The organism is Micromonospora foliorum (assembly GCF_022229015.1).
Lineage (GTDB): Bacteria > Actinomycetota > Actinomycetes > Mycobacteriales > Micromonosporaceae > Micromonospora > Micromonospora foliorum.
Map to the genome: position 1 here is coordinate 11,882 of NZ_JAKKFF010000328.1, position 17,221 is coordinate 29,102.

Below are 17,221 nucleotides of genomic sequence, written 5' to 3' on the forward strand. Positions count from 1 at the left end.
TCACGTCGAGAGATCGTTGCGCGCCCACCGCAGGTGATCGAAGGACGCGAGGTCCGGCACGGTCCAGCCGTCGATGTCGTACTCGCTCATGCATTCGTCGACGAACCGCTTGTAGCCGTCTATCTGCCCCGAGGCGAGTTGCGCGAAGTACATCTCCACCCGGGTGTTCTCGTGGTTGCCGGAGTAGTTGCGCTCGTAGAGCTCGTGCCGGCCGCCGAACTCGGTGCCGACCGCGTCCCACAGCAGCTTCATCAGCTTCACCCGCTCCATCGCGGTGCTGCCGTCGGAGCCCCGCATGTACTGGTCCAGGTATCCGCGGATCGCCGGGTTCTTGAAGTCCTCGGCACTGGAGTTGAGGTAGATGAGTCCGCTGGCCACGTCCTGCATGATGATCTCGCGGACCCGGGGATAACCCACCTGCATGAACCACCGGTACGCCTGCCCGTACTCCGGGTTCGGCAGCACCGCCCCGTTCTTCCACGGCACCGGGTTACGGGCGGCGGCGTCGGACAGCCCCCAGAAGAGATTGCGCCAGGCCAGCACCTCACCCAGACGGCTCTGCACCCCCCGGAAGTCCTTCGTACCGGTCAGGTCCAACGCCTTGGCCAGCAGGCCGGCGATGAATTCGAGTTTCACCGCCAGCCGGGTCATGCCGTGGAACGTGAACCGCTCGGTGAACCCCGAGCGCCCGCCGAACATCTGCACCTTGCCAAGGTCGCCGTAGACGAACACGTTCTCCCACGGAATCTCGACCTTGTCCAGGATGAGCACCGTGTCGTTCTCGTCCAGCCGTGACGACAGTGGATAGTCGAACGGGCTGCCCATCACCGCGGCCGTCGCGGCGTAGGAAGGCCGGCAGATCAGCTTCATCCCGCGAGCGCCCATCGGCACCGTGGCGATCAGCGCGAACTCCCGCCGTTTGACCGGCATCCCGTGGTGCGAGATGAAGTTGAAGTGGGTCAGCGCGGACCCGGTCGCGACGACCTTCGCGCCGCTGACGATCAGGCCGGAGTCGGTCTCCCGCTCGACGTGGACGAACACGTCGCGTACCTCGTCGGGCGGCCGGTTGCGGTCGACCGGGGGGTGCACGACCGCGTGGTTCCAGAACTGCACCTGCTCCTGGGAGCGGCGGTACCAGGTCCGGGCGTTGTCCGCGTACTCGCCGTAGAAGTCGGCGTTCGCGCCGAGGGTGCCGAGGAAGGAGGCCTTGTAGTCCGGGCTGCGCCCCATCCAGCCGTAGCTCATCCGGGCCCACGCCGCGATGGCCTGCTGGTCGGCGACCAGGTCCTCGGCGCTGTGCGGCGTGGTGAAGAACCGGTGGGTGAAGCCCGTGCCGCCGCTGTCCACCGGTGCGGTGAGCACCGGTGCGGTGGCCGGGTCGTGGAGCGAGTCGTAGAGCCGCGCGGTCATGCGTACCGCGTTGGCGAACGCCGGATGCGTCGTGACGTCCTTGACCCGGTCGCCGTAGAGGTAGATCTCGCGATCGTCACGCAGGCTTTCGATGTACTCCGCGCCGGTGTAGGGCCTGGTCACCGAAGGTCGCTCTGCTGAGCGCTCGCGGCCGCGGCGGCGAACTCGCCGCGGGACAGGGCGGCGGTGATGGTCTCCAGGTCGTCGGCCATGTAGCGGTCGCGGTCGAGCGTCGGCACCATCGACCGGACGTGGTCGTAGGTGGCCTTGGCGACCGGGCTCAGGTCGCCGTACCGCTTGGAGATGTCGACGGCCTGCGCCGCGGCCAGGTACTCCAGGGCCAGGATCGTGTCGTTGTTGCGCAGCACCCGGCGGGCGTTGCGGGTGGAGATCAGCCCCATGCTGACCACGTCCTGGTTGTCGCCGTTGGACGGGACGCTCTGCGTGCTCGCCGGCCCGATGGTGCGGTTCTCGGCGATCAGGGCGGTCGCCGGGTACTGGGCGCCGGCGAAGCCGCTGTTCAGGCCCGGATCACCGGTGACCAGGAACTCCGGCAGGCCATAGCTCAGGTGCCGGTTGAGCAGGCGGTTGGACTGCCGCTCGGAGAGCACGCCGAGCTGGGTCAGCGCGATCGTGAGGAAGTCCATGACGAACGCGACCGGCTGTCCGTGGAAGTTGGCGCCGTGGAAGATCTCCTCGCCCTCGAAGAACAGCGGGTTGTCGTTCGCCGAGTTCAGCTCGATGCCGATCTTGTTGATCGCGTGGTAGAGCGTGTCCCGCACGGAGCCCAGGATCTGCGGGATGGCCCGCAGCGAGTACGCCTTCTGCAGGTAGACCTTCGTCCGCGTGACGTCCTTGCCGGACTCCTTGCCGGCGGCCACCTCCTTGCGCAGCTCGCTGTGCTCCACTGTCGACAGGCTACCGCGCATCAGCGCCCGCAGATTGGCCGCCGTGTCGATCTGCCCCTGATGCGGTCGCGCGATGTCGTGCCCCTCGGGCTGGAACGGGCTCATCGAGCCCCGCAGCGCCTCGATCACCAGGGCGGTGACGATCTCCGCCTGGCGTACCTGCGTCATGGCCCGGTCGGCCACGAGCGCGCCGACACCGGTCATCGCCGACGTGCCGTTGATCAGGGCGAGCCCCTCCTTGAAACGCAGCTCCAACGGCTCGATGCCGTGCTTGCGCAACACCTGACCGGTGGGCACTTTGCCGGTGCCGTCGAGCACGTAGCCCTCACCGATCACCGTGGACGCGATGTGCGACAGCGGCGCGAGGTCACCGCTCGCGCCGAGCGAACCGATCTCCGGGATGGCCGGGGTGATGCCCAGGTTGAGGTAGAGCGCGAGCCGCTCCAGCAACTCGGGGCGTACCGCGGAGTGGCCCTTGGCCAGCGCGTTGAGCCGGGCGGTCACGATCGCCCGCGACTCGTCCCGGGCGAACAGCGGGCCGACGCCGGCGCTGTGGCTCCGCACCAGGTTGGTCTGGAGTTCGACCTCCTTGGAGGGGTCGACCAGCATGTAGATCATCTCGCCGTACCCGGTGGTCACCCCGTACACCGGGATGTCCTGACGCACGATGTCCTCGAACATCGCGCGGCTCTTGCCCGCTCGTGCGAGCGCCGACGGCGACACCTCGCAGGCGGTGTCGTCCTCGGCGATCCGGCGAAGGCCCGGAATGTCGAGAGTGTCGCCGTCCAGCACGACAATGTTCTCGTTCGTTGTCACTGTCCTCACCTCATCACAGCCGTGGTGCCAGGTCGGGTCTGGTGGGCTCGCCCGGATGGGCGACGCCCGGTGCCTGCCGTCGTGGTCCGTCCTCGTCGCCGGCGACGCTGACAGCGTTGGCGAGGGTGCGGAGCGACGGGTTGGCGTAGAAGTCGCGGATCGGCACGTGTACGCCGAACCGTTCTGAGACGCGGTGGAGCAGAGCCGGGATTAGCGCGGAGCGTCCGCCGGCCGTGAAGAAGCTGTCGTCGAGGCCCGGTACGCCCGCGTCGACCACCTCGGCCCACAGGGCGGCGAGGGTCTGCTCGGTGTCGGTCAGTGGCGCCGGCGTCGCAGCCCTCACCGAGCGCGCCAGCTCGGGCAGCCGCCGCCGGTCGACCTTTCCCCCGATGTTGCGGGGAAGCCGGCCGTCGACGGTACGGAACACGAGGGGGATCACCTTGCCGAGCCGCTGGCGCAGGTGGGCCCGCCACACCTCGGGCGAGCCCTCCCCAGCTCGGATCGGCACGACGTACGCGTCGAGGCGGTTGACCAGCCCGTCCGGTCCATGGACCGCGACCACGCCGCACTCGCGTACCGAGGCGTGCGTCTGCAGCGCGGCCTCGACGTCGCCCAGTTCGAGGCGCACGCCGTACACCTTGATCTGGAAATCCTCGCGGCCCCGGTATTCCAGGGCGCCGTCGAAGCGCCAACGGCCCAGATCACCTGTGCGGTAGGTGCGGATGTCGGACTGTCCACCGACCGGGGCGAACGCCGTGGACGGATCGACCGCGCCGAGATAGCCGGTCGCCACGAAGGGACTGCGGATGACGATGGCCCCTGTGACGCCCTGCGGGCAGGGTCGCTCGTCGGCGTCGAGAACGAGCACCTGCCGGCCGGGAATCGCCCGTCCGATCGGCGTCGAACCATCCACCGGTCGGTCGATCGGCTGCCAGGTGGCCGCGATCGTCTCGGTCGGCCCGTAGAGATTCGCCAGGCGCACGTCGGGCAGGCTGCCGTGCAACCGGTTGACCAGCTCGCCCGGCAGCGCCTCACCCATCAGCAGCAGGTGCCGCAGCGCGCGCAGGGGCCGGTCCGCGCGGCTCGTGACCACCCGCAGCAGTTCGCGGGCGAAACTCGGCACGGTCTGCAGGTGGGTGATCTCCCGGTTGGCCATCCAGTCGACGAGCTTCTCGCCGTGGATCCGGATGTCCGGCGCGGGCAGGCACAGCGTGCCGCCGCTGGTCAGGGTGGCGAACACCTCGCACAGGGCGGGGTCGTGGTCGGGCGCCACCCACTGCGCTACCCGGGCGCCGTCGCCCATCTCGAACCGCGTGCCGAGCCAGGTGACGAACTGGCCGAACGCCGAGTGCGGCTGGGCGATGCCCTTGGGCCGTCCGGTCGATCCGGAGGTGTAGGCGACGTAGGCGACCGCGCCGGCGTCGACCGTCGGCAGCGCCCCGACCCCGGTCAGGGTCGCCACGTCGTGCACGGCGATGTCGAGTTCGATGCGGGCCCAGCGGGCCAGCTCGTCGTCGTCCGGGTCACCGGCGACCAGCAGACACGCGGGACGCAGGTCGGCGAGCACGGCACGACCGCGATCACCCACGTCCCCGGTGCCGAACCAGCACAGGTGTCCGCCGGCGGCGAGCACCCCGAGCAACGCCGCGGTCTGCTCCGGCCCGGACGGGAGCCGCACCACCACCGGCCGTCCGCCCGCACCCCGCGCGAGCAGGGCGGCGGCGATCTCCCGGGCCCGCAACCACAGCCCGGCGTACGTGAGACCGCCGCTGTCGGTGAGCACCGCCAGGCGCTCCGGGTGGGTGTCGACGATCCGTCGCACCAGTTCGTGCACCGGCACGTCGACCGGTGGCCCGTCGGCGATCCGGTCGTCGCCGCCCAGCTCTTCGGCGGCGGGGGTCGGCTGGTCCATCGGCAGGGCGGTCGCCGACGTGTCCGGCGTGGCGACCCCGGCGGCGAGGACGGTCAGGACCTGGTTGGCGATCCGTTCGACGGATTCGTCGTCGAACAGCTCGGCGCGGTAGGCGAGGGTGCCGATCGTCGCCGGCCGGGTCGCCACCCGCAGTTCCAGGTCGGCAATCGTCGCCGGCGGGTCGATGTCCTGCCGGGTCGCCGTGGTGTGCGCCAGGCGCAGGGTGGAGTGCTCCTCGGCTACCTCGTCGACCAGCACGTTGACCAGCGGGATCGTGCGCGGGTCCCGGGGTGCGCCGAGCAGTTCGACGAGCCGGCCGAACGGCAGGTGCCGCTGGTCGGACAGCGCGTCGAGACGGCCGGCGACCTGGTCGACAAGCTCCCGGAAGGTCGGCGCGCCGGTCAGGTCGACATCGACAAGGGCGAGGTTCTCGAACGGCCCGACCAGCCCGGCCGGCGTGGTCGCGAGCCGGGTGCCGACCCGGGTGCCGACCGCGATCCGGCGCTCCCCGCTGTAGCGCGCCAGCACCACCTCCAGGGCGGCAAGCACGACCGCCAGCGGAACCGTGCCGGCGTCGAGCGCGAGCCGGTTCACGTCGGTGGCCAGCTCGACGCCCCAGTCGAAGTGGTGCACGCCGGCCCGCCAGTCGACGTCGGCACCCCGGTACCGGTCGGTGGGCAGCTCGACCGGCGCCGGCGGGAGGGACTCCCGCCACCATTTCTCGGCCCGTCGGGCGGCGGCCTCGACGGCGCGTGCGGCGCGCGCGTGCTCGGAGAACCGCGGTGCGGCGTCCGTGCCGACCGGGCGCGCCGGTGTGCCGCCCAGAGCCGCGGCGTAGTGCCGACCCAGCTCGTCGATCAGGGTCGACATCGAGGGCTCGTCCGCGACGATCTGGTGTACGACGAGCACCAGGCAGTGCCGCAGCGGGGCCAGCCGGGCCACCGCGAGCCGGGCCAGTGGGCCCCGGTCGAGGAGGAACGGGGCCGCCACCTCGGCGGCGAGGAACGCCTCGACCGTGGGATGGCCCTGGCGTCCGCCGGTCGAGCAGTCCACCACGGACATCGCGGCGGGCAGGCTCTCGTCGAACACGGCGTGGCCGGATTCGGTGAAGCGGAGGCGCAGGGCCTCGTGCCGGTCGACAAGCGTCGTCCAGGCCGTCCGCAGCGCGGCGACCTCCAGGGGACCGGCGATCCGGTACGCCCGGTAGCGGTGCAGAGCTGGGGACCGGGGTGTCAGACGATCGAGGAACCAGAGGCCGTCCTGCGCCGCGGAGGTAGGAAGCACGTTCGTCGTGTCGTGAATGGACATCTGCGACCGCCCCCTTCTGCTCGGAAAAGTATGTCAATGCGGGGTTCCGACCTTCAACTTCCGAATTGCGGCGTTGAGGGGGTTACGCTCTCGGCGCGGAGGCGCTACGCGGCGAGCGACGCCAGGCTCTCGGCCCGACTGGTGTCCTCCCAGGTGAACGTGGGCAACTGCCGACCAAAGTGCCCGTACGCCGACGTCGCGCGATAGACCGGGCGGAGCAGGTCGAGGTCCCGGATGATGGCCGCCGGGCGCAGGTCGAACACCTCCGCCACGGCCTTCTCGATCCGCTCCGGCGCGACGGTCTCGGTGCCGAACGTCTCGATCGACAGGCTCACCGGCTCGGCGACGCCGATCGCGTACGCCACCTGGGTCTCGCACGTCCGCGCCAGGCCGGCCGCCACGATGGTCTTCGCCACCCACCGCATCGCGTACGCCGCCGAGCGGTCCACCTTGGACGGGTCCTTGCCGGAGAACGCGCCGCCACCGTGGCGGGCGTACCCGCCGTAGGTGTCGACGATGATCTTCCGGCCGGTCAGTCCCGCGTCACCCATCGGGCCACCGATCTCGAATCGCCCGGTGGGGTTGACCAGCAACCGGAGGTTGTCCACGTCGAGGTCGAGCGGTTCCAGTTCCGGCAGCACCACGTTGTCCCGGACGTCCGGGGTCAGCATCGACTCCAGCGAGATGTCGGCGGCGTGCTGAGCGGACACCACCACGGTGTCGACCCGCACCGGACGCCTGCCGTCGTACTCGATGGTGACCTGGGTCTTACCGTCCGGCCGCAGGTACGGCAGCAGGCCGTCCTTGCGCACGGCGGTGAGCCGGCGGGACATCCGGTGGGCCAGCGCGATCGGCAGTGGCATCAGCTCCGGCGTCTGATCACACGCGAAGCCGAACATCATTCCCTGGTCGCCCGCGCCTTGCGCGGCGCCCGCCTGGTCGACACCGAGGGCGATGTCGCGCGACTGCGCGCCGATCGACACGCTGACGCCGCAGGACGCTCCGTCGAAACCCTTGTGCGACGAGTCGTACCCGATGCCCAAAATCGTCTCCCGGACGATCGTCGGGATGTCGGTGTAGGCGCTGGTGGTCACCTCGCCGGCGACGTGCACCTGACCTGTGGTGATGAGCGTTTCGACGGCGACCCGGCTGTGCGGGTCCGCGGCCAGCAGCGCGTCGAGAATGCCGTCGCTGATCTGGTCGGCGATCTTGTCGGGGTGACCCTCGGTCACCGATTCGGACGTGAAGAGGTGGCGTCCCATGGCTTCCCCGTTTCAGGGTGGTCGGATCACTTGATGGCGAGCGGATTGATCGGCGAACCGACAGCTCGGGTGATCTTGAGCGGCGGCGCCGCGAAGAAGAACTCCCACACCCCGTCGGCCCGGCAGTCCTCGGTCAGCTCCTCGAAGTCGAGGATCTCGCCGAGCGTCAGGCCCATGTCCCGGATCAGCACCATGTGCACGGCCAGGAAGGCGCCCGGGTCCTCGCCCGGCAACGCCTCGACCGCCCAGTTGTCCGCGCAGACCGCCGCGACGTCGCGGTCCCGCAGCCACTGGCAGCTGGCCAACCCCAGACCGGGTTCCCCGGCCATGAATCCGGCGTCCTGCCCCTGCTCGACGAACTTGCGCCGCCAACCGGTACGGACCAGCAGGATGTCTCCCGGACCGACGTCCACGCCGCCCTGCCGGGTGATGGCCGCGTCCAGATCGGCGGGGGTGATGACGTCGCCGACCTCCAGCCACGGCACGCCGCGCACCGCGGGGATGTCGAGCAGCACACCCCGACCCGCGATCCCCTTGCCCTGCCGGTCGATTCCGCAGCGGGCGGCGCCCTTGACGGTCAGCTCGTCGGCGGGAAACCCGTTGTAGAACTGGCCGTCGTAGAAGACGTGGGCCAGCGCGTCCCACTGCGACGAGGCCTGGATCGGCATGAACAGGAAGTCGTCGGCGTACCGGAAGCCACCGGGAAACAGCTGCTCCGCGCCGGTCTCCGACATCAGGTGTACGGGGTTGCTACGGAAGCGGCCGTTCTGCGGCCCCTTGTCGTCCAGGTTGATCCCCAGGTCGAAGGTCCGTCCCGCGCGAATCAGTCGGCCGGCCGCGACCAGCCGCTCCGGTGTGATGAGGTTGATGGTGCCGCGCTCGTCGTCCGGGCCCCAGCGACCCCAGTTGCGCAGCCGCTCCCCCACCGCCCGGAAGTCGTCGACCCGGGGTTCGGTGTGGGTCACGAGCCGGCCCGCACGACGCGGGCGAACTTCCGCACGTCGCCGACGAACAGGTCGGGCTCCTCCAGGGCCGCGAAGTGGCCACCGCGGTCGAACTCTGACCAGTGCCGCAGGGTCGGGAAGTCGCGCTCGACGAACCGGCGGATCGGCAGGAACACACCCTGCGGGAACACCGCGACGCCGAGCGGCTGCCGGATCGGGGCGTACCGCACGGTGGGGTTCGAGATCGGCAGGTAGTCGACGGTCTCGTAGTAGAACTGCGCCGACGAGCCGGCGGTGCCGGTGAACCAGAAAATCGAGACGATGGCCAGGATCCGGTCCCGTTCGACCGCGTCCTCGGGCACCTTGCCGGCGTCGGCCCAGTCCTTGAACTTCTCCACGATCCAGGCGAGCTGGCCGACCGGCGAGTCGCTCAGCGCGTACGCGATGGTGTGCGGCCGGGTCGCCTGCAGCTTCATCGAACCGGCCAGCACGTCGAGGAAGCGCTGCGAGCGGGCCAGGCGCCGCCGATCCTCGTCGTCGAGCACGTCCGAGCCGTCCGCCGCCGGCGTGGTCACCAACGTGTTCAGGTGCAGACCCACGACGTGCTCCGCGTCGATCTGGGCCAACGCGTACGAGATGCCGGCGCCGAAGTCGCCGCCCTGCGCGATATAGCGGTCGTAGCCGAGCCGGCTCATCAGCTCCGCCCAGGCCTTGGCGACCGTGAGGTTGTTCCAGCCGGGCGCCGGCATCGGCCCGGAGAACCCGAATCCCGGCATCGACGGGATCACCAGATGGAAGGCGTCGGCCGCGTCCCCGCCGTGCGCGACGGGGTCGGTCAGCGGGCCGATCACGTCGAGGAACTCGGTCACCGAGCCGGGCCAGCCGTGCGTGATGATCATCGGAGTGGCGTTCGGCTCCGGTGAGCGTACGTGCAGGAAGTGCACGGGCGCGCCGTTGATGGTGGTGACGAACTGTGGCACCTCGTTGATGCGCCGCTCCATCGCGCGCCAGTCGAACCCGTCGCACCAGTAGTCCACGAGTTCGCGTAGGTAGTCGGCGGGCACGCCCCGGTCCCAGCCGGCGTCGAAGAGCACGGGCCAGCGGGTTTCCCGCAGGCGGCGGCGGAGATCGTCCACGTCCTCCTGAAGAATGTCCACCCGGAACCGTTCCATGTCGGAAACCCCTTCGACGACGGGCGCAGCCAAGTCCGCTACGACGGAAGTCAATATCACCTGTCCGAACCGGAACGGCGCACCTTCCATATTGCGCCGCTTCGGCTCTTGCCCCGGCCGGGAGCAGCGCACTCCGGAAGATGCGCGGCGGCAGCGGTGGTGCAAGGGTCAGTTGGGCGTCCGCCGTCAGTTCCGACGCGCAATTCACGGACTCCCCAACCCTTTCGAGGAGGATCGATGTCGATCACCGACGCTCCGCCCCGCGCCGACCTCGTCCGCGCGGCCGCGGAGCTGGTGCCGTTACTGGCCCGGCACGCCCAGTGGAGCGAGGACAATCGCCGACTGCACGACGAGGTCGTGGAGGCGCTGAGTGACGCGGGCATCCTGCGGATGCGGGTGCCCGAGAGGTTCGGCGGCTACGAGTCCGACACTCGCGCCGTCGTCGAGGTCATCGCCGAACTGGCCCGCGGTGACGGCTCAGCCGCCTGGACCGTGGCGGTCTGGCACATCAGCAGCTGGGTCACCGGCCTCTTCCCGGACTCGGTGCGGGAGGAGGTCTTCGCCGACCCGTCGGTCCGGATCAGCGGCATCCTCAGCCCGACCGCGATGGCCGTCCCGACCGAGGGCGGCTACCTGCTCAACGGCAAGTGGTCGTTCAACACCGGCGCGACGCAGAGCCAGTGGAACACCAACGCCGCCGTTCGGCCCACCCCCGACGGGGGCTACGAACCGATCATGACCCTGGTCCCGATGGCCGACCTGCAGGTCATCGACGACTGGCACACGTCGGGCCTGCGCGGCTCCGGCAGCGTCTCGACGGTCGCCGACGGCGTGTTCGTGCCCGAGGAGCGCGTCATGTCGATGGTCCCGATCATCATGGGTCAGCACCCGCTGCAGCAGGACCCGAACACCACCATGTGGGGTGGCCCGTTCATGCCGGTGGCCTGCGCGACCGTCGGCGCGACCGCGCTGGGCCTGGCCCGCGCCGCCAAGGAGGCGTTCTTCGAGCGGCTCCCCGGCCGAAAGATCACCTATACCGACTATCCCGACCAGAGCCAGGCGCCGCTGACCCACCTCCAGGTGGCCGAGGCCGAAATCAAGATCGACCAAGCCGAGTTCCACGAGTACCGGGCCGCCGACCGGGTGGACCGCAAGGGCAAGTCGGGCGAGGAGTGGACGCTCGAGGAGCGCGCCAAGGCGCGCCTCGACCTCGGTGCCGCCTGCCAGGCGGCCAAGGACGCCGTCGACGTGCTCCGCACGGCGAGCGGAGGATCGTCGGTCTACCAGCATGTGCCGATCCAGCGGATCCAGCGCGACGTGCAGACGTTGAACCTGCACGCGATCATGCACCCCAACACCAACCTCGAACTGTACGGCCGGATTCTGTGCGGAATGGGGCCAAACACGCAGTACCTGTAACAGGGGCACCGGCGCGGCCGGGCTCGGATGCGGCAATCGCTCCGGGCCCGGCCGTCCTTTTGTCTGGGCTCATTCGAATGCGCCCGACGATAGCGCAATAGCGAAGAACACATTCGGCGATATCACCGACATCATATGCGGTGAGGGTCGCCGAATTCGCCGGCCGACCCGTGCGGCAACCATCAGCTCTTATCTCGGGAGGATTCCCATGCCGATCGACCCACCCGGCACGCTGACCGTCACCGATATCGAAAAGCAGGTCGAATCCATCTGGCGGGACGTTCTCAACGTACCCGCCGGCCGGACCGACGGAACGTTCTTCGAGCTGAACGGGCAGTCCATCTCCGCCGTGCGGATCGTCGCCCGCGTACAGGAGGAGATCGGCGTCCAGATGGACCTCGGTGACCTCTTCGAAGACCCGAACCTGGCCACTTTCACGCGCGACATCGTCGCGAAGGCCGAAGTCCGAGGAAGGTAGTCCGACCATGGTGGAGTTCGTCCGGGTGACGTCCGATGCCCCCCTCGACGACGTGGTCACCGTGCTGGAGCGCGACGGCTGCATCATCATCGAGAACTTCGTCGACCAGGCCACGCTCGACGGCCTCTGGGAAGACCTGGGCCCCCTGCTCGACGGCACGCGCTACAGCAAGAGCGGGTACGACGGTCACCTGACCCGACGGGTCTCGTCGCTGTTCCGGCGTACCAGCCATCTGACCCCGATCTTCCTGCACCCGCTGTATCTGGGCGCGGCGCGGCAGATCATGGAGAAGCCGGTGCACATGTGGGTCGGTCAGGCCCGCATCGAGATGACGCCCAACATCCAGATCAGCGCGACCCAGGCCATCCAGATCGACCCGGGGCAGGGGCGTCAGCCTTTGCACCGCGACGACTCGCTGCACCTGCGTCGACACCCGGGCCCGACGACGCGGGTGCAGTTGATGCTCGCGCTGAGCGAGTTCACCCAGGAGAACGGCGCCACCCTCGTGATCCCGGGCAGCCATCACTGGGACGACGAGCGTGCCCCGCGCTACAACGAGGCGATCCCGGCCGCGATGCCCGCCGGGTCGGCGCTGCTCTGGCTGGGCGGCGTCTACCACGGCGGCGGCGGCAACGTCTCCACCGAGCCGCGGACCAGCCTCACCGTCTCCTACGACCTCGGCAACCTGCGGCAGGAGGAGAACCAGTTCCTGGCGGTGCCGCGCGACGTCGTCCTCACGCTCCCCGAGGAGGTCCAGCGCCTGCTCGGCTACGACCGTTGCCCGCCGGGCGTGGGCTGGTACGAGATGGAGGACCCCCACATCCTGCTCACCGACCCGGACGCCGACCCGGCGGTGCTCGAGAGCCCCGCCCGGACCTGAGCGCGTCCGACGTGGTGGACGAAGCGGCCGCCCCGCCCGCTGTCGGTGGGGCGGCCGTCCTGTTCGCACGATCAGAGATGCGTCCACCGGCCGGCGGATGTGAGGGTCTGATGGTCGTCGCCCAGCGGAGGGACCCACCCACATGACCGACATCCTGCCCGACGACCCGCGCTACGCCGCACTCGTCGAGGGATACAACCACCGCTTCACCGGCCGCCCCGACTACGTCCGTCAGGTCCGCACCACCAGCGAGGTCGCCGCCGCCGTGCGGGAGGCCGTCGACTCGGGACGGCGGGTGGCCGTGCGCAGCGGCGGCCACTGCTTCGAGGACTTCTTCGCCAACCCCGAGATCCAGGTTTTGATCGACCTTGCGCCGATGAGCGCGGTGTCCTACGACGCGCAGCGGCGGGCCATCATGGTCGAGGCCGGCATCACCCTCGGGGCGCTCTACCCGATCCTGTACGACACCTGGGGCGTCACGATTCCCGGCGGCACCTGCTTCGAGGTCGGCGTCGGCGGCCACATCACCGGCGGCGGCTACGGTCACCTGTCCCGCCGCGACGGACTGGTCGTCGACCACCTGTACGCGGTGGAGGTGGTCGTCGTCGACGAGTCGGGCACCGTCGACGTGGTGGTCGCCACCCGGGAGCCCGACGACCCGCACCACGACCTGTGGTGGGCGACCGCGGGCGGCGGTGGCGGCAGCTTCGGCGTGGTCACCCGGTTCTGGCTGCGCAGCCCGGGAGTCGACTCCGACGACCCGTCGCGTCTGCTGCCCACGGCGCCCCGCCGGATCCGCCGCTGCGACGTGCTGTGGTCGTGGGACGGGATGACCGAGGACGCGCTGACCCGACTGATCGCGAACTACTGCGGCTGGCTGGAGCGGCACAGCGCCGTCGACGCACCGGAGATCCAACTGTGGAGCAACCTCATCGTCATGCACCGCTCGGCCGGCATCGTGGCGCTCACCGCGGTGGTCGACGACGCGGTCGAGGGTGCCGCCCAGATGCTCGACAACCAGCTCGCGGCGATCGGGGACGGCACCGGGTTGACCCCCCGGTCGGTCGACCGGGACGTGGTCGACTGGATGGCGACCTGGATGCCCTCGTACAGCTGGCCCAGCGACCCGAAGGGGCGCTACAAGAACAAGGCCGGCTATCTGCGCCGGGGCTACACCGACAAGCAACTGGCCACGATCTTCCGCTACCTGGCCGACCCGGAGTACGCCAACCCGGCGGCCGGCATCGTGCTCACCGCGTTCGGCGGACAGGTCAACGCGGTGCCATCGGACGCCACCGCCGCGGCACAGCGGGACAGCGTGGTGAAGGCGTCGTACAGCGCGGGCGCCTGGCAGTCACCCGACGACGACGCCGTCAACACCGCCTGGGTCCGCGCGTTCTACCGGGACGTCTACGCCGAGAGCGGCGGTGTCCCGGTGTCCGGCGACGTCAGTGACGGCTCCTACATCAGCTACCCCGACGTCGACCTGGCCGATCCGGAGTGGAACACCTCCGGCGTGCCCTGGCACACCCTCTACTTCAAGGACAACTATCCCCGCCTCCAGCGGGTCAAGCGCCGTTACGACCCCCGGGACGTCTTCCGGCACGGTCTGTCGGTGCGGCTGCCCGATTGAGCGGTCCACACCACCCAGGGAGCCACGATGGCAGGCGAGGTGTACTTCCCCCACGATCCGGCCTACGAGCACGCCACGACTGTGTTCAATCTGCACGGAGCACCGCGGCCGGCCGCGGCGCGTACCGTGCGCACCCTCGCTGAGCTGCGGGACGTGCTCGCGTACGCCCGGACGACGTGCATGCCGGTGCGGGTGCACAGCACCGGCCACGGCGCCGCGGCGGCGCGGGAGATGAGCGGGTCGGTGCTGGTGCGTACCGAGATGGACGGTGGGGTGCAGATCGACCCGGTGCGCCGTACCGCGTTGATTCCCGCCGGCACCCGCTGGGGCGCCGTCGTCGACGCGGCGGCACCGTACGAACTGGCCGCGCCGCACGGCTCGTCGGCAGATGTCGGCGCGGTCGGCTACCTGCTGCGCGGAGGCGTCAGTGTCTACGGGCGGCTGGTCGGGCTCGCGGCCAACAGTGTGACGGCCCTCGACCTGGTCACCGCCGACGGTGAGCTGCACCGCGTCGACGCCGACCACGACCCGGAGCTGTTCTGGGCCCTGCGGGGCGGCGGCGGTGGGTTCGGGGTGGTCGTCGCGGTCGAGATACGGCTGTTCCCGGCCCGGCCGGTGGTCACCGGTTCGGCGTACTGGCCGGTGGTGCACGCGGCGGAGCTGCTGAGGCGGTGGACCCGCTGGGCCGCGACCGCGCCGTGGGAGGTCACCAGCGCGTTCCAGGTGCTCAACCTGCCGGACGTACCCATGGTGCCGGTCGAGCTGAGGAGCGGAACGATGATCGGGGTGGCGGCGACCGAGGTGCGAGCCGACGACGCGCCGAGCGGGCTGACCGAGCTGCTTGACGAGCTGCGCGCGGTGGCCGCCCCGGTGGTCGAGTCGTGGCTGCCGTGTACGCCGGCCGAGGTGGTCCGCGCCCAGCTCGGGCCGGACGAGCCGGTGCCGATCGTCGGCGACCATCTGCTGCTCGCGGACCTCGACGAGCGGGCGTCGGCCGCCTTCCTGGCGGCGACTGGCTCGGGATCGCCGCTGATCACGGCGGAGCTGCGCCAGCTCGGTGGGGCGTTGGCAGTGCCGGACCCGCGGGGTGGGGCGCTCGACCACTACGACGCCCGCTACTCGTACCTGGGCAACGCGATCCCGGACGGCCCCGAGGCCACCGCGACGATCGAAAAACACTGCGCCGTCGTCCGGGCGGCGCTGGCGCCCTGGGACACCGGTCGCACCGCGCCGACGTTCGTGGAGAGCTGGCAGCAGCCGCAACGGCACCTCGACCCGGAGCAGATCGACCGGGCGGACCGCGTCCGCACCCGCGTCGATCCCACCGGCCTGTTCCGCCTCGACGCCAGCCCCGGTACGACGATGCTGCGCTAGGCGGCGGACGGACCAACGGCGGTCGCCCGGGGGGATGGGCGGCCGCCGTTGGCGTATCGGGGTGTCCGGCCTAGACGGCACCGGTGGTGGGCACGGTCTCCGACGACGACGCAGACGCAGGCGACGAGGCAGGCGCTGACGACGCCGTCTGGTCGGACCCGGGCGCCTGCGGGGCGGGCTTGTTCCGCAGCGTCACCGCCACCAGCACGATCAGGGCGATGACCAGCAGCGCCTCGACGCCGGCCACCACGTTCGTCGCGGTGGTGAACGCCTCGCCGGCGACGTCGCGAAGGGCGGTGGCCAGGTTGCCCGGCAGCGAGTCGGCTGCGGCGGTCGCCGCGGCGACGTTCTCCCGGGAAACGTCGGCAACCTCCGGGGGTACGTCGGTCAACGGCGCGTCGGCCATCCGGTCGCGGTAGACGGCAGCACCGATGCTGCCCAACAGCGCGAGGCCCAGCGTCGACCCGAACACGTTGCTGGTCTCGGAGAGCGACGCGGCCGAGCCGGCCTTCTCCGGGGCTACGGAGCTGACCACCATGCCGGTGCCCTGGGTGAACAGCGGACCGGTGCCGAGCGCGACGAGCGCGACAGCGACGACGATCGCGATCAGCCAACCGGAGCTGCCGGCCTGGGTCAGCACCAGCATCGCCACCAGGGAGATGCCGAGCCCGATCATGATCGCGGTGGCCGGTTTGAGCGACTTCATCAGCATCGGCGTGGCCATGCTGCCGATCGCGATGCCCAGACCGGTGGGCGCCTGCCAGAGGCCGGACGCGCCCGGCGAAAGGCCCTCGACGCTCTGGATGTACTGCGTGCTCATCAGGCTGACGCCGGCGAGCGCGGCCGAGGCGAACATCATCGTGACGAGGGTGCCGCTGAAGGCGGCGTTCCGGAACATCGTGAGGTCGATCAACGGGTGCTCCAGCCGGGACTGGCGGCGGATGAAGATCCAGCCGACCACCAGGCCGAGCAGGATCGCGCCGCCCGCGACGGCCGGGTTGTCCGAGTCACTCGCGGCGAACTCCTTGACGCCATACACCACCGGGAGGATCGCACCGAGCGACAGCACCACGCTGAACAGGTCGAACTTGCCCGCGTTGGGGTCGCGGTACTCGGGCAGCAGCACGAACCCGGTGGCCAGCAGCACGATCATGAACGGCACGCCGAGCAGGAACACCGAGCCCCACCAGAAGTGCTCGACCATCACGCCGCCGACGATCGGCCCGATCGCGGTGCCACCGAAGAGCGCGGACGCCCAGATCGAGATCGCGACGCCCCGCTGCTTCTCGTTGCGGAACATGTTGGTGATCAGCGCCAGCGTCGACGGCGACAGGGTCGCGCCGGCGATGCCCAGCAGGGCTCGCGCGATGATCAGGGTGGTGCCGCTGTTGGCGTACGCGGCGAGCACCGACGCCACCGTGAAGGCGACGGCGCCGATCATGAGCAGTCGACGGCGCCCGACCCGGTCACCGAGGGTGCCCATGGTGAGGAGGAAGCCGGCCAGCAGGAAGCCGTAGATGTCGATGATCCACAGCTGTTCCACGCTGCTGACGCCGAGGTCCGCGCTGAGATGCGGCAGCGCCAGGAACAGCGCTCCGATATCCATCGCCACCAGCATCGCCGGCAGCGCCAGCACCGCCAGCCCGATCCATTCCTTACGTCCCGCCAGGTCGTTCGCTGGCGCCGACGTGGAGTTATCCATCGT

Annotated in this window: 12 protein-coding genes; 5 read left to right on the plus strand and 7 right to left on the minus strand. The window is 70.2% G+C overall.

What is annotated here, in order from left to right; all coding sequences use genetic code 11:
* From PSH25_RS22790 to PSH25_RS22815, 6 genes are all read right to left on the minus strand, one after another.
* The gene (locus PSH25_RS22790; protein WP_238661002.1) at positions 1 to 1,533 is read right to left on the minus strand and encodes a 4-hydroxyphenylacetate 3-hydroxylase family protein; all 1,533 of its coding nucleotides are present in this window, start codon (positions 1,531 to 1,533) and stop codon (positions 1 to 3) included.
* Positions 1,530 to 3,134, minus strand: a complete 1,605-nt coding sequence (gene cmdF / locus PSH25_RS22795; protein WP_238661003.1) for a tyrosine 2,3-aminomutase — start codon at positions 3,132 to 3,134, stop codon at positions 1,530 to 1,532. Before cmdF ends, PSH25_RS22790 begins: the two co-directional genes overlap by 4 nt.
* Before the next feature lie 13 nt (positions 3,135 to 3,147).
* Positions 3,148 to 6,354: a non-ribosomal peptide synthetase gene (locus tag PSH25_RS22800; RefSeq protein WP_238661004.1), complete on the minus strand. Its 3,207-nt coding sequence runs from the start codon at positions 6,352 to 6,354 to the stop codon at positions 3,148 to 3,150.
* Between the two features lie 104 nt (positions 6,355 to 6,458).
* The gene (gene metK, locus PSH25_RS22805; RefSeq protein WP_238661005.1) at positions 6,459 to 7,616 is read right to left on the minus strand and encodes a methionine adenosyltransferase; all 1,158 of its coding nucleotides are present in this window, start codon (positions 7,614 to 7,616) and stop codon (positions 6,459 to 6,461) included.
* Positions 7,617 to 7,642: 26 nt separating this feature from the next.
* Positions 7,643 to 8,581 (minus strand): cyclase family protein, encoded by a 939-nt coding sequence (locus PSH25_RS22810; protein ID WP_238661006.1) that lies wholly within the window; start codon positions 8,579 to 8,581, stop codon positions 7,643 to 7,645.
* Complete coding sequence (locus tag PSH25_RS22815) at positions 8,578 to 9,732, minus strand: epoxide hydrolase family protein (RefSeq protein ID WP_238661007.1); 1,155 nt, start codon at positions 9,730 to 9,732, stop codon at positions 8,578 to 8,580. The genes PSH25_RS22810 and PSH25_RS22815 overlap by 4 nt, the downstream gene beginning before the upstream one ends.
* A gap of 237 nt (positions 9,733 to 9,969) precedes the next feature.
* Between PSH25_RS22815 and PSH25_RS22820 the strand changes: the two genes are divergently transcribed.
* The 5 genes from PSH25_RS22820 to PSH25_RS22840 all read left to right on the plus strand — a co-directional run bounded on the left by PSH25_RS22820 (position 9,970) and on the right by PSH25_RS22840 (position 15,516).
* Positions 9,970 to 11,151 carry an acyl-CoA dehydrogenase family protein gene (locus tag PSH25_RS22820; RefSeq protein ID WP_238661008.1) on the plus strand — a complete coding sequence of 394 codons (1,182 nt, stop codon included), beginning with the start codon at positions 9,970 to 9,972 and terminating at the stop codon, positions 11,149 to 11,151.
* 208 nt (positions 11,152 to 11,359) lie between these two features.
* Positions 11,360 to 11,629 (plus strand): phosphopantetheine-binding protein, encoded by a 270-nt coding sequence (locus PSH25_RS22825; protein ID WP_238661009.1) that lies wholly within the window; start codon positions 11,360 to 11,362, stop codon positions 11,627 to 11,629.
* Between the two features lie 7 nt (positions 11,630 to 11,636).
* Positions 11,637 to 12,509 (plus strand): phytanoyl-CoA dioxygenase family protein, encoded by an 873-nt coding sequence (locus PSH25_RS22830; protein ID WP_238661010.1) that lies wholly within the window; start codon positions 11,637 to 11,639, stop codon positions 12,507 to 12,509.
* A gap of 142 nt (positions 12,510 to 12,651) precedes the next feature.
* Positions 12,652 to 14,142 (plus strand): FAD-binding oxidoreductase, encoded by a 1,491-nt coding sequence (locus PSH25_RS22835; RefSeq protein ID WP_238661011.1) that lies wholly within the window; start codon positions 12,652 to 12,654, stop codon positions 14,140 to 14,142.
* Positions 14,143 to 14,169: 27 nt separating this feature from the next.
* Positions 14,170 to 15,516 (plus strand): FAD-binding oxidoreductase, encoded by a 1,347-nt coding sequence (locus PSH25_RS22840; protein WP_238661012.1) that lies wholly within the window; start codon positions 14,170 to 14,172, stop codon positions 15,514 to 15,516.
* A gap of 70 nt (positions 15,517 to 15,586) precedes the next feature.
* On the opposite strand, the gene PSH25_RS22845 is transcribed toward PSH25_RS22840, so the two are convergent.
* A complete protein-coding gene (locus PSH25_RS22845; RefSeq protein WP_238661013.1) occupies positions 15,587 to 17,218 on the minus strand; it encodes an MFS transporter in 1,632 nt (543 codons plus the stop codon).
* Positions 17,219 to 17,221: the final 3 nt, after the last annotated feature.